Consider the following 13,083-nt stretch of genomic DNA (forward strand, 5'->3'; position numbering starts at 1 on the left):
AAGCTGACGGGCGTCACTCTGGATCGTGTGGGTAAGCTCTAGTCCAGCCTGGGTTGCCTCAACCCGCCTTCTTGCTGTCAGACCCGAACCTTCGCGGCATCGCGGGCCAAAGCCTCGGCTGTCGCGCTTCGTCGATACAACATGGTGATGAAGGACGAGGTGATGACGATGAACAGGCTGTAGAGGATCGGGATGAACAGAACCTCCTGCTGCTGAATACCGGTGAAGGAGAGTGTCACGATCAGTGCTGCGAGCGGTCCGTTCTGGATGCCTGTTTCCAGGCTGATCGTTCGCGCACGGTTGCTGTCTTGGCGGAGCGCCCGGGCCAGCCAGTAGCCGAGCAGCATTCCCGTCAGCCCGATCCCGACTGCCGCGATATAGACGGGGAAGGGGGTGTCGAGCAGCATCTGGTAGTTGCGCGGCACCCAGGAGGCGATCAGGAAGAGGATGACGACAACGCCGAGCAGCGAGCCGATCATCTCGATCGTGGCGCCGACATTGGCGTTCATCTTGCGCAGGAACATGCCAAGCACGGTCGGCACGAGCAGCACCACGAGCACCTGCGCGACATTGCCGGCTGGGATCACATAGTCGCCGCCGAGGCCCGCGAGGCCGCTATAGAAGCTGAGCAGAAAGGGGACGGTGACGACGGCGACGAGTGTCGAGACGGTCGTCATCATGATCGACAGCGCCAGAACGCCCTTGGAGAAATAGGCGAAGATGTTGCTTGTGGTGCCGCCTGGCATGCAGGCGATCAGGATCAGGCCTGCCGCCATGCCGGCCGGAAGGCCGAGGATGATCGCCAGCGCATAACCCAGAAAGGGCATGATCAGGTATTGGCTGAGCAGCCCGACCAGAATGCCCTTGGGTTTGCGAAAGGCGATGAAGAAGTCGCGCCAGGTCATCGAGGCGCCCATGCCGAGCATGATCACCATCATCATGATGCCGAGAAGGGTGGTTTCAAGTTCCGTCAACATGGTGGCTGCCCCTCACTTCTTGAATTCGCTCTGCACTTCGGCCTTCAGATCCTTGCGCAGGATCTTGCCGATCGGCGTCTTTGGCAGCGTGTCCCGGAAGACGATGGATTTTGGCACCTTGTAGTCGCTGAGCAGGGTCTTGCAGTGGCTGCGGATCGCCTCCTCTGTGAGCTCGCCGTCGTGATCCGGGTTCTTGACGACATAGGCCCGCACGGCTTCGCCGGTCTTGGCGTCGGGAATGGCAACGACGGCGGCTTCGAGGACTGCATCCATCTTGGCGAGCACGTCCTCCACCTCGTTGGGATAGACGTTGAAGCCGGAGACGAGGACCAGATCCTTCTTGCGGTCGACGATTTTCAAGAAGCCTTCGTCATCCATCACGGCGATGTCGCCGGTGGCGAACCAGCCGTTCTGCAGGGCTGTCGCCGTCTCGTCCGGGCGCTGCCAGTAGCCGAGCATGACCTGGCGGCCGCGAACCAGAAGTTCACCCGGCTCGCCCGATGAAACGAGCTTCCCGTCGCCATCCACCAGAATGACGTCGCAGCCAGGCACAGGAATGCCGATGCTGCCGGATTTGGCACGATCATCGAGGGGGTTGAAGCTGACCAGCGGAGAGGTCTCGCTAAGCCCGTAGCCCTCGGCGATCGGGGTCCCCGTCATCACCCGCCAGCGGGTTGCGACTGCCTCGTGCAGCGCCGTGCCACCGGCGATCGCTGCGCGCAACTTCCTAGGTGGATAAGCTGCGAACCATTCTTCGTTCATCAAGCCGTTGAACAGCGTGTTGACGCCGGTAATCCAGGTGATCGGGTAGTTTTCGATCGCCCGCTGGAGGTTCTGTACCGGGCGGGGCGAGGGGATCAGGATGTTGCGTGCGCCCAGTTCGAAGAAGGTCATCAGGTTCGCGGTGAAGGCGAAGATGTGATAGAGCGGAAGCGCCGTCAGCACCTGATCCTCGCGGGCCATCACGCCGCCGGATACTGCACGCACCTGGTCGAGATTGGTCAGAATATTGCCATGGGTGAGCATGGCGCCCTTGGCGACGCCGGTGGTGCCACCCGTATATTGCAGCAGGGCGAGGTCGTCGGGGCCGGACGCGGCCCACATGGCTTTCACGTCTGCGCCGTGAACCCGGCCCTTGGCGAGCGCTTCCTTGATCCGCAGGACGGGAACGCCGATGTTCGGGATAGGCGGGAGAACCTTGTTCCAGACCTTCTGGACACCGCGAATAATGATCTCGGGCAGCTTGGGGAAGAATTCCGGCACGCCGGCGAGAACCACGGTCTTGATTCCCGTCTTCGGCACGACTTCCGACAGCTTGTCGGCGAACATGTCGACGATCACCAGCGCCTTGGCCCCGGAATCGTTGAACTGATGGATCATTTCGCTCGGCGTGTAGAGCGGGTTGGTGTTCACGAGGATGCAGCCGGCCTTGAAGACGCCGAAGGCGACCACGGGATAGGGCAGGCCGTTCGGCAGTTGCACGGCGACCCGGTCGCCGGCACGCAAGCCGCAATCATGGTGAAGGAAGGCCGCGAAGGCATCAGACATCTCGCCGACCTGGTCATAGGTGAGGCTGCCGTTCATGCCGTTCGGTACAACGCAGGTGAAAGCCTTGCGCGGACCGTTCTCGGCGCAGGACCGATCCACCAGTTCGGCAATGCTGCGGTAGCGCAAATCGCCAAGTTCCTGCGGGATGCCTGTGCCGTAAGCCGCCAGCCACGGTCGTGGCGGCGTGAAAATGTGTTCCATATCGTCTCCCCCCGGTGCGCTCTTCGGCGCTTCACTGTCTCGGGGCCGGGTGCAAAAGCGATTCCGGCTCTCTTTGACGTGTGGAGGATGGATTTCTCCGTGGTCAAAGTCCAGCGTTTTCGGGGGCTTGGCCGAGTAGCTGTGCCAAGGAGCGCCGCCTTGCTCGGGAAACCCCATCACGTCCGCGTTATTCATCGGCGCGGTCTGATGAAGACACGCTGAGTCTGCCTATGCTGGCAGAATGCTTGTGGCTTGTGGAAAATGGCGCACCCGACAGGATTCGAACCTGTGACCTTTGGAATCGGAATCCAACACTCTATCCAGCTGAGCTACGGGTGCATCCGAGGGCGAGATGACTCGCCGTTCCAAGAGCGGTCATAGCGCAGTCGCTCGCGCGCATCAATCCGAAAAACAGTCGACGGCAGGAGGTAAATCAAGGGACGTCGGTTGCGAGACGGCCGAAGTGGGCAAATGCCGATCAAATGCTTGCGCCTGCCTTTGCAACCCTGACCAAACCTGGGGGAAATGAACGTTAGACGTTCAAAAATTGCTCGTCACACCGTTCTGAAGCTGTTTGCGCCCTTGTGGCAACGGCTTAAACGGTTAGTATCGTTGCAGGAAGGTCGTTGTCGGGGGCAGCGGTCGCCCGAGGGGGCAATTATGACAGTGGCGGGGAAATGCCGGAAATTACTATGGATGAATTGGTACCCAACACGTCCGGGCTAGACTTTTCAGTCATGGACGATGCTGTGGGATATCGACTGCGGCGGGCGCAGCTTGCCGTTTTTCAGCATTTCAATGAAGCTTTTTCTTCAAAAGGTCTTCGCCCGACCGACTTCGCGGTTTTGCTTCTTCTGACCGACAACCAGGGTGCCAAGCAGAGCGAAGTGGCCGAGGCGCTCGGCATCCAGCGGGCGAATTTTGTCGCGATCGTCGATGGTCTGGAAAACAAGGGCTACATCGAGCGCCGCAAGTCGGAAACCGACCGCCGAGTCCAGTCGCTCTACATGACGCCGGCCGGCGAGGCCTATCTCGAAGAGTTGATGCCGATCTGGATCGATCACGAGCGCTGGGTGCTGGAGCAACTCGGCGGCGTTGCCGAGCGCGATACGGTGAACCGCCTGCTCAGGCGTCTCTACGACTGATTCTCAGCGTCCAAATCCCAGATCATATCGCTTGATCGCCTCGTCTATCAGGCGATTGGCGATTTTCATCCGGATTGTTGCCTGTTCGCGGAAAACTTCGGTCAGACGGTCCGGATGATTGTCGCGGGCAAAAGCGCGTCGGCGCTCCTGTAAGCGCTCGCGATCGTCCGATGGCTCGAGGCCGAGATCTTCGACAACCTCCTCGGGAGAAAGCCGATCCAGCCAGGCTGGTGGTGGCGGAGGGATGGGCTCGAGGGGGGCGGCTGGCGGTTCAGGCTCTGCCGGCGGGATCTCGTCGGACATCAGGGACAGATAGGCATCGAGCCTGGGATCTGCGCTCGGTTCCGAAAGAATCGGCGCCTGCTCGGGCGTCTCTGGCAGGAAACTCGTCGACAGGCCATTGATTCGGAACGTTGATTCTTCTGCCGGAATTGCTTTCTCCGCCTCGGCATCTAGCCGGTCGACGACCGACTGGAAGAGCGACTTTCCGAACAGCATGCGTGCAAAGATCTCCGCTGCGGTCACCGTGCCGCGCTTTCCCTGCAGGAAAACAGGCCGACGTGGTGCGGGGCTTGCGCCGAGTAGTCCCAGCCATCCCCGCGCACGGAGGATCAGTTCTGGGACTGGCTCTGGCTCTGCGTCGCCTCGACCATCAGTTTGACCGTCAGGTCTTCGCCAGCGAGCCCGATGCGCATGCCGGAGACGGGGGCTGCATCGGCATAAGACAGGCCTGTTGCTATCCGGACGTATCGTGTGTCGGGGCAGTGGTTGTTGGCGGCGTCGAAACCGACCCAGCCGAGGCCCTGTAGATAGACTTCCGCCCAGGCATGGGTTGCCGTCTGCTCCAGCCGATCGTCCATCAGGAGATAGCCTGAGACATAGCGGGCCGGCAGGCTCAAGACCCGTGCCGCGCCGATGAAGGCATGGGCGTGGTCCTGGCAGACGCCGTGGCCGGCTTCCAGCGCCTGCTCGGCAGTGGTTTCCGTGCCGGTCGTTCCTGTTTCATAGGCGACCTGTGTGTTGAGTTTGCCCATCAGGTCATGCATCTTCGCCAGTTCGTCGTCGCCCGACAGGCTGCGGGCGAGCTCGCGGATGAGCTTGCCCGGTTTGGTGAGGGGCGTATCACGCAGATAGAGCCAGAGCGGCACGTAGCCTTGATGCGGGCCGAAGACGCCGGCCCGGTCTTCTGTTTCGACCTCGCCCGAAGCGACGATGTGAACGCTGTTGCTATCGCCTTCGGTGGAGACGAGGTGTGTGTGGTTGCCGAACTGATCTTTGAAACCCGCTTCGACCTTCGCGCCATCGACGACGATATTCCACGACAGCACCTTCTGGCTCGGGCCATCCTGTGGGCTCAGTCGCAGGCGCTGCAAAGAGTACTGAACGGGATCGTCGTAGCGATACTCGGTGGTGTGGGTAATCCGGAGACGCATGCGCTCAATCCTGCTCAACTGTAGAACCTGTAGCCCTCGGTGATCTCGCTGCCCAGCTTGTTGTTGAGGGCAATGAAATTGTCGAGGAACTCGTGCAGCCCCTGATCCATGATCTGATCTATGCTGGTCGTCCGAAGGGTGGCCAAGACCGTGTCGGCGGTGTCGTGTGCCGCGATGCGCTCGCCGTAGTCCTTGCCGATGTAAACGAGATTGGAGACGATCTTCTCGTAGCAATAGGCAAGCGAGCGCGGCATCTGGCCGCTCAGAATCAGGAAGTCGGCAATGTTTGCCGCCTTGTATTCCCCGTCATACACCCAGCGATAGGAGCGATGGGCGGAGACCGACCGCAGGATCGATTCCCACTGCATGTTGTCGAGCGAGGAGCCGACATGGGTGATCGCCGGCAGCAGCACGTAGTATTTCACATCGAGGATGCGGCTGGTGTTGTCGGCCCGCTCGATGAAGGTGCCGATGCGGGCGAAGTTGTAGAGCTCGTTTCTCAGCATCGAGCCGTGGAACGCACCGCGGATCAAGCCGGCGCGGCGCTTCACGGTGTCGATGACCTCGGGCAGGTCGGACGACTTCAGCTTGCGGGCGAGCATCTGCTTCAATTCGATCCAGCATTCGTTGGTCGCTTCCCAGGTCTCACGGGTGAGCGCGGTTCGCACCATGCGGGCATTGTTGCGGCCAGCGTCGATGCAGGACATGACGCTCGACGGGTTGGCGGTATCGCGCAGCATGAAGTCGATGGCATCAGAGGCCGTTACCTTGCCGTGGCGTTCGGCAAACAGCGGCCGGACGTCGGCGCTTTTCAGGACCGCGTCCCAATCCTCGTCCGAGGCGCCCGAGCGTGTGAGCGACATGCGCAGACCCGCATCGACGAGACGGGCGATGTTTTCGGCTCTCTCGATGTAGCGGAACATCCAGAAAAGACCGTTGGCAGTTCTTCCGAGCATGACCATGTCAGTCCTCCAGTACCCAGGTGTCCTTGGTGCCGCCGCCCTGGCTGGAATTGACCACGAGCGAACCCTGTTTGAGGGCCACGCGGGTCAAGCCGCCGGGGATGATCTGCACCTTGTCGGAGACAAGGACATAAGGACGTAGGTCGACGTGGCGGGGCGCGATCCCCTTGTTGACGAGGATCGGAACGGTCGAGAGCGACAGCGTCGGCTGGGCGATGTAGTTGGAGGGGCGGGCTTTCAGCTTTTCGGCGAATTCGGCGCGCTCCTTCTTGGATGCCGTCGGGCCAACCAGCATGCCATAGCCGCCGGAGCCGTGGACTTCCTTGACCACCAGCTCTTCCAGGTGCTCGAGCACGTATTTCAGGCTGTCTGCTTCCGAACAGCGCCAGGTCGGCACGTTCTCGAGTAGCGCTTTGCGGCCGGTGTAGAATTCGACGATCTCCGGCATGTAGGAATAGATCGCCTTGTCATCGCAGATGCCTGTGCCGGGCGCATTGGCGATGGTGATGTTGCCGGCGCGGTAGACATCCATGATGCCGGGAATGCCGAGCGCCGAATCGGGACGGAAGGTGAGCGGATCGAGGAAGTCGTCGTCGACGCGGCGATAGAGCACGTCGATGGCCTCGTAGCCGCGCGTGGTGCGCATCTTCACCTTGCCGTCGATGACACGCAGATCCGAGCCTTCGACCAGTTCGACCCCCATCATGTCGGCGAGGAAGGAGTGTTCGTAATAGGCGGAGTTATAGATACCGGGGGTGAGGACCGCGACACGCGGCTTGCCCTTGCAGCCGGGAGGGGCGAGCGATGCGAGCGACTGACGCAGCAGATAGGGATAGTCCTCGACGCGCTGGACCTTGTTGAGCTGAAAGAGCTCCGGGAACATCTGCATCATGGTTTCCCGGTTCTCCAGCATATAGGAGACGCCGGAGGGCGTGCGGGCATTGTCTTCGAGAACGTAGAACTGGTCTTCGCCAGTGCGCACGATATCGGTGCCGACGATGTGTGTGTAGACGCCACCCGGTGGGCGGAAACCAATCATCTCAGGCAGAAAGGTAACGTTCTTCTCGATCAGTTGGCGCGGAATGCGGCCGGCCTTGATGATCTCCTGCTTGTGGTAGATGTCGTCCAGAAAGGCGTTGAGGGCGAGCACGCGCTGCTCGATCCCTTGGGCCAGCTTGCGCCACTCACGGCCGGAAATAATGCGCGGGATGATGTCGAAGGGGATCAGCTTTTCGGCGCTGTCGGCATGCCCATACACGGCGAAGGTGATGCCGGTTTTGCGGAAGATGTTTTCCGCATCTCGCGACTTCGCCAGAAGCCTTGCCGGATCCTGGCTGGAATACCAATCGAAGTAGTTCTGGTACGGTGCACGCGGATCGTTGTCCGCAGCGATCATTTCATCAAATGCCAATGGCGCCATCCCCTTTTTTGTTCATTTGAATACAACCAATTGGGCAATGCAAGGTCGTTCGCGGGCTCCGGTCGCATAATTAGAGCATGCCGCGTGTGATCGAGAATGGGGCAATCGCGTAAAGCCTGTGCAGGTTCCCGGCTATTTTGCGGATATTGGCGGCTCTACTCCCGCGTGATTTGGCATAACGTGAAATTCGGAAGGCATAATCTGCTCGCCACTGCCAAAAAAATAAGCAAGCAGGCTTGATAGATTTTTTCCGCAGATGGGCTTGAACGGAATTCACTGCTGCCTGCAGGAAAACTCTTTTGACCGCTGCCCGGTGCCGCAGTATCGAAGCTTTCCGCCGGCTGCTACGATCCGGTCCACGAAAGACAGTTCTCCATGACCCTTGCCCGGCTTGCGCCCGTCCTCTTCGTTCTCCTGTGGTCAACCGGCTGGATCTCCGCCAAATATGCGACATTCTTTGCTGATCCGCTGACGTTCCTCGTGGTGCGCTACGGCACGGCCGTCGTCCTCTTCTATCTTGTCTGTCGGATTGGCGGCGTCTCCTGGCCGAAAGAGAGGTCAGGTTGGCTGCATGCCATCGTATCCGGCATGTTCCTGCACGGCCTTTATCTCGGCATGGTCTGGTGGGCGATCGGGCAGGGGGTGCCCGCGGCCCTTTCGGGGATCATTGCCGGCCTTCAGCCGCTGATGACCGGGATCGCCGCGGCCTTTCTCGTCGGCGAGAACCTGAATGCCTGGCAAAGGGCGGGCCTCGTGATCGGTTTCCTCGGTGTGGCCATCGCCGTCTTGCCGAAGGTGCTGATCATTGATGCCTCGAGCATTCCGGCCTATGCGGTTGCGGTGAACGTGCTCGCCATGGCCTGCGTGACCGCCGGCACGCTCTACCAAAAGCGTTTCGTCAAAGAGGGCGACCTCCGGTCGGTGGCGACGCTGCAATATGTCGGAGCGCTGATCGTCACCATTCCGGCGGCCGTCGCTCTGGAAAACCTCCGAATCGACTGGAGCCTCGGTTTCTTCGCCACGCTCGCCTGGTCGGTGGTCGGCATCTCGATGGGGGCTGTTGCGCTGCTGCTCTACCTTATCCGTCGCGGGGACGTGTCGAAGGCGGCGTCGCTGATCTATCTCGTGCCGCCGCTCGCAGCGCTCGAAGCTGCGATCGCCTTTGGCGAAGAGCTTACCGTGCCAATGATGATCGGCACCTGCGTGGTCATGGTCGGGGTCTATCTGATCAACCGCAAGAGCGCGGCCGAGCCGATCATCGTCAAAGACTGATCATACGAAAAATGGCGCGGTGGGGACCGCGCCATTTTGACTGTCAAGGTTTTGCGCGAGCGCGAAACTCAGGCTTCGCGACGACGTCCGCCGGCAGTGCCCGAGCGGGCCGGACGGCCCTGGCCGCCATTGCCGGGACGACCCTGGCCGCCATTGGCGCTGCGGTTCTGTCCGCCGCCATTGCCACCCTTGCGGTGACCGGATTTGGCGGGACGACCGTCAGCCTTGGCACCGCCTTCGGACTTGCCGCGACCCTGGCCGGGTGCCTGATGGTTGCGGTTGTTGCCGCCGCCACCGCCGCCAGCGCGACGCTGCGGACGGGCCGGGCGTGCGAGGTTTGCCGGCGGTTCACCAGAGGCGACCGGAATGTCGATGCCCATCAGCTTTTCGACGTCGCGCAGCAGACGACCTTCATCGGGACCGCAGAACGCAATCGCAATGCCGTCGCGGCCGGCACGGGCCGTACGGCCGATGCGGTGGACGTAGGCATCCGGGACTTCCGGCAGATCGTAGTTGAAGACGTGGGATACGGCCGGGATGTCGATGCCGCGGGCGGCAACGTCGGTGGCGATCAGCGTCTTGATCTCGCCGTCACGGAAACCCTTCAAGGCGCGCTCGCGCTGGCCCTGGCTCTTGTTGCCATGGATCGAGGCGACCGAGTAACCGGTGGCGTCGAGGTGCTTCATCAGCTTTTCCGCGCCGTGCTTGGTGCGCAGGAAGACGATGGAGCGGCCATCCGGGTTGTCGTTGAGGATCTTCTTCAGCATCTCCGTCTTGGCGTTCTGGCCGGCGACGAAATGCACGTGCTGTTCGACCTTGTCGGCAGCCTTGCCCGGAGGGGACACGGCAACCTTGATCGGGTCGGTCAGGAAGCTTGATGCGAGATCGGCGATTGCCGAGGGCATGGTGGCCGAGAACAGAAGCGTCTGGCGCTTCGGCGGGACCATCTTCGAGATCTTGCGCAGGTCATGGATAAAGCCGAGGTCCAGCATCTGGTCGGCTTCGTCGAGAACGAGGTAGCGCACGGCGCGCAGCGAGATCGCGTTGCGGGCGATCAGGTCAAGCAGGCGGCCCGGGGTGGCGACGAGGATGTCGGTGCCCTTTTCGAGCTGCAGCTGCTGCTTGCCGATCGAGGCGCCACCGACGACCTGGTTGATCTTCAGCGGCAGGCGACGCAGGTAGCTGCGCAGGTTGTCGCCGATCTGGTTCACCAGTTCGCGGGTCGGGGCAAGAATGAGTGCACGGGTGGTGCGGTTGTCGGGACGCTTCTCATCCTTGAGGAGCATCTCGATCATCGGCAGGCCGAAGGCGGCTGTCTTGCCGGTGCCGGTCTGTGCGAGACCGATCAGGTCACGACCGCCGAGAACGACGGGGATACCCTTCTCCTGGATCGGAGTGGGGGTCGTGAAGCCGAGCGTCGTCAGCGTCGCGACGATATTCTTGGAGAGGCCAAGATCATCGAAAGTTGTCAAAGTCATACCTTTCGGGGCGCCAAATGCACAAACCCCGGAACGCGTTCTTCGCGAGCCGGTTGGCATTGGCGTCAAGAACCCCGCGTGATTTGGGAACTTGTAAGTTGGAAAAAAAGCTTTCCAAGCGCATCGGCGGAATGTCCGCCCGGATGTCATGCGCCTTATCCTTCGTCGCGTCTCAGTTGTCGCTGGGCACGCTCACGCGGCGGCCGGAAGGTAAAAGCTGACCTGCTAATGATCCCTTTTGCCTGAGAAGTCAAGTGCAATGCACAAATCCGCGCTCAGAAGTGGAGCTCCACTTCTAGTCCACCCGTCTCTCGATTGCGAAGCTTGATCTCCAAACCGTAGACCTCGACGATCTCCTGAACGATGGAAAGGCCGAGCCCATGGCCTGGTGTCTGCAGGTCGAGGCGCAGGCCGCGCGTGCTCAACTGATCGAGCATGCCATCGGCGACACCCGGGCCATCATCACATATCGTCAGGACACGGCCCTTAGCGTCTGACCGCGCAGCGATTAGGACGCTGGTTCTCGCCCATTTTGCGGCATTTTCCAGGATGTTGCCCAGCAGTTCGCCGAGATCCTGTCGGTCCAGCGGAACCTTGATGTCGTCCCGGATGTCCATAATCCAATCAAGGTGCTCACCATTCGGCGTGCGGCGCAGCGTGCGGACGATGCTGGCGACAGTCGGCGCAATGAAGCTGTCATCTCGGCGAACGGTGCGATTGGTGGCGATCCGGCTCAGCGTCAACTCACGCTGGACATGCGCCTCCATGACCTGGGCAATGTGGGCCAGTTCTCCTCCGAGGTCGCTGTCGCCCCGTTCAATCAGCGTTTGCGCGTCGTTCGACAGAACGGTGAGCGGAGTCTTCAGGCCATGGGCGAGGTCGGCTGCGCGCGCGCGGGCTTTGTCGATGGCGCGCTGCTGCTCATCGAGCAAGCGGTTCAAGGCCTCGACCGTGGCATCGAGCTCTGTCGGAAACTGCCCTTCCAACCGCTCGGCCTGTCGACTTCTGACCCGATGTAGTCCCCGATTGAGCCGGGCGAGGGGTCTCAGGCCGACAGTCAGCTGTAGCAGTGACAGGCCAACGAGCAGAATTGCGAGGATAGCCAGATAGGGAATGATATCGACCGTGAAGGCTCTGCTGGCCGCCACCAGCCCTGCTGTATCGATGGCGACGACTGTTCGCACAATCCGTGTGTCGGATCCGGTGCCGAAGCTGACGACACGCTCATGCGCAAGCAGCACGGTGTCCTCAGGGCCGGAGAGGGTGTACTGCCGCTGCACACCGGGATCAGCTTCAGCGGCCGGCAGGGCCAATTCCGTGTCCCAGAGCGAGGGCGAACGCAGGAGTGCGCCGCGTTCGTCGGTGACCTGCCAATACAAACCGCCCAGAGGTTCCTGGAAACGTGAGTCTTGCGCCCTCTCACTCAGGGAAAGCGCGCCTTGCGGCGTCAGCCGAAGGTTGCCGATCACCTCTACTGTGTGGCGATCCAGTTCTTCGACAACGCGCCGCTCGAGACTGCGACCGAACAGATCCACAAAAACAAGCCCTGCCAGGAAGAGTAGCAGTCCGACGCTGACGAGCGAAAGGACAACAAACCGCGCCCGGATCGAGCGCATCATGTCGCCCCACCGATCCGATATCCATAGCCGCGCTTCGTTGTAACCACATCACGACCCAGCTTGCGCCTGATACGCCCGACCAGAACCTCGATCGAATTGCTGTCGCGCTCAAAGTCCTGGGCGTAAAGCTGCTCGGTCAGTTCGGCCTGTGACACGTGGCGATCGGCGTTCAGCGCCAGATGGCTGAGAAAGCGATACTCCATCGGTGTCAGATCGACCGGGAGCCCTGACTGGCTGACCGACTTGGTGCGGATGTCGATCGTGATGTCGCCGAAATCGAAAACCGCCGAGGCATGCCCTGCGCTTCGCCGGACGATCGCTCGCAGCCGGGCAAGCAGTTCCGGTATCTGGAATGGTTTCGGCAGATAGTCGTCTGCACCGGCATCAATGCCTTCGACCTTCTCCTGCCACGTGCCGCGTGCCGTCAGGATGAGGACCGGCATGGTGCGGCCCTCCGCCCGCCAGCGTCGCAGGATCGACAGGCCATCCAGACCGGGAAGGCCGAGATCCAGGATCACGGCGGTGAATTCTTCCTCCATTCCGGAAAACAGGCCAGCCTCCCCATCGCACTCATGCAGGACCGTATATCCGGCTCGTTCGAGATGCAGGGAGACATCACGTGCAATGCGTGGGTCGTCTTCGACAAGGAGGATGCGCATCAGTCTTCGTCTATCTCCAGGATCCGGCCTTCTGCCGCGTCCACCTCGACTTCCACCACGAGGCCCCTTGGGGTCAGGACACGAAACTCATAGATAAGCCGGTCGTCGTCTTCGTCCAGTTCGGTATCGATGATCCGGCCGGGAACCCGTGCAGTCACGATGCTGCGGAGCTCAGACAGGGACAGGATCTCGCCGCGCTCCACGGCGTCGCGCAGCTTGTCACGCAGCTTTTCGTCGTCGTCATCGGCGAAGACCTGCTTTGCGCCTGGCACGAGCAGCGCAGAACAGAGCAGGGCGACGGCAAGGGCACGAGAGCGGTTCAGGAATGTGGGCGCGCGGATACTCATAGGCGGAGTTTAGCCGTGTGAA

12 protein-coding genes and 1 tRNA gene are annotated in these 13,083 nt (G+C 61.2%); 2 read left to right on the top strand and 11 right to left on the bottom strand.

Annotated features, from left to right (window positions below; genetic code table 11):
- Window positions 1–77: 77 nt before the first annotated feature.
- The 3 genes from BW978_RS09245 to BW978_RS09255 all read right to left on the bottom strand — a co-directional run bounded on the left by BW978_RS09245 (window position 78) and on the right by BW978_RS09255 (window position 3,065).
- Window positions 78–977, bottom strand: coding sequence for a bile acid:sodium symporter (locus tag BW978_RS09245; protein ID WP_076394309.1), 900 nt, complete (start codon window positions 975–977; stop codon window positions 78–80).
- 12 nt (window positions 978–989) lie between these two features.
- Window positions 990–2,726 carry an AMP-binding protein gene (locus BW978_RS09250; RefSeq protein WP_076394310.1) on the bottom strand — a complete coding sequence of 579 codons (1,737 nt, stop codon included), beginning with the start codon at window positions 2,724–2,726 and terminating at the stop codon, window positions 990–992.
- 262 nt (window positions 2,727–2,988) lie between these two features.
- Window positions 2,989–3,065, bottom strand: a tRNA-Arg gene (locus BW978_RS09255).
- A 353-nt stretch (window positions 3,066–3,418) separates the two neighbouring features.
- On the opposite strand from BW978_RS09255, the gene BW978_RS09260 reads away from it, so the two are divergent.
- Window positions 3,419–3,871: a MarR family winged helix-turn-helix transcriptional regulator gene (locus tag BW978_RS09260; protein WP_139330410.1), complete on the top strand. Its 453-nt coding sequence runs from the start codon at window positions 3,419–3,421 to the stop codon at window positions 3,869–3,871.
- A gap of 3 nt (window positions 3,872–3,874) precedes the next feature.
- On the opposite strand, the gene BW978_RS09265 is transcribed toward BW978_RS09260, so the two are convergent.
- From BW978_RS09265 to BW978_RS09280, 4 genes are all read right to left on the bottom strand, one after another.
- Entirely contained in the window at window positions 3,875–4,396 is a 522-nt protein-coding gene (locus tag BW978_RS09265; protein ID WP_244551922.1) for a hypothetical protein, read from the bottom strand.
- Window positions 4,397–4,482: 86 nt separating this feature from the next.
- Entirely contained in the window at window positions 4,483–5,304 is an 822-nt protein-coding gene (locus tag BW978_RS09270) for a transglutaminase family protein (RefSeq protein WP_076394312.1), read from the bottom strand.
- A 14-nt stretch (window positions 5,305–5,318) separates the two neighbouring features.
- Window positions 5,319–6,260 (bottom strand): alpha-E domain-containing protein, encoded by a 942-nt coding sequence (locus BW978_RS09275; protein ID WP_076394957.1) that lies wholly within the window; start codon window positions 6,258–6,260, stop codon window positions 5,319–5,321.
- 7 nt (window positions 6,261–6,267) lie between these two features.
- A complete protein-coding gene (locus BW978_RS09280) occupies window positions 6,268–7,677 on the bottom strand; it encodes a circularly permuted type 2 ATP-grasp protein (RefSeq protein ID WP_076394955.1) in 1,410 nt (469 codons plus the stop codon).
- A gap of 384 nt (window positions 7,678–8,061) precedes the next feature.
- Here BW978_RS09280 and BW978_RS09285 point away from each other — a divergent pair, with 384 nt between their 5' ends.
- Window positions 8,062–8,958 (top strand): DMT family transporter, encoded by an 897-nt coding sequence (locus tag BW978_RS09285; RefSeq protein WP_076394313.1) that lies wholly within the window; start codon window positions 8,062–8,064, stop codon window positions 8,956–8,958.
- 68 nt (window positions 8,959–9,026) lie between these two features.
- On the opposite strand, the gene BW978_RS09290 is transcribed toward BW978_RS09285, so the two are convergent.
- From BW978_RS09290 to BW978_RS09305, 4 genes are all read right to left on the bottom strand, one after another.
- Entirely contained in the window at window positions 9,027–10,436 is a 1,410-nt protein-coding gene (locus BW978_RS09290; RefSeq protein WP_076394314.1) for a DEAD/DEAH box helicase, read from the bottom strand.
- Window positions 10,437–10,711: 275 nt separating this feature from the next.
- On the bottom strand, window positions 10,712–12,055 hold the full coding sequence (locus tag BW978_RS09295; protein ID WP_083697547.1) for a sensor histidine kinase: 1,344 nt from the start codon (window positions 12,053–12,055) through the stop codon (window positions 10,712–10,714).
- Window positions 12,052–12,714, bottom strand: coding sequence for a response regulator transcription factor (locus tag BW978_RS09300; protein ID WP_076394315.1), 663 nt, complete (start codon window positions 12,712–12,714; stop codon window positions 12,052–12,054). The genes BW978_RS09295 and BW978_RS09300 overlap by 4 nt, the downstream gene beginning before the upstream one ends.
- Window positions 12,714–13,061: a PepSY domain-containing protein gene (locus BW978_RS09305; RefSeq protein ID WP_076394317.1), complete on the bottom strand. Its 348-nt coding sequence runs from the start codon at window positions 13,059–13,061 to the stop codon at window positions 12,714–12,716. Before BW978_RS09305 ends, BW978_RS09300 begins: the two co-directional genes overlap by 1 nt.
- Between the last annotated feature and the right edge of the window lie 22 nt (window positions 13,062–13,083).

The sequence above is a fragment of the Rhizobium sp. RU33A genome, assembly GCF_900156055.1.
In the GTDB taxonomy this organism is placed as follows: domain Bacteria; phylum Pseudomonadota; class Alphaproteobacteria; order Rhizobiales; family Rhizobiaceae; genus Allorhizobium.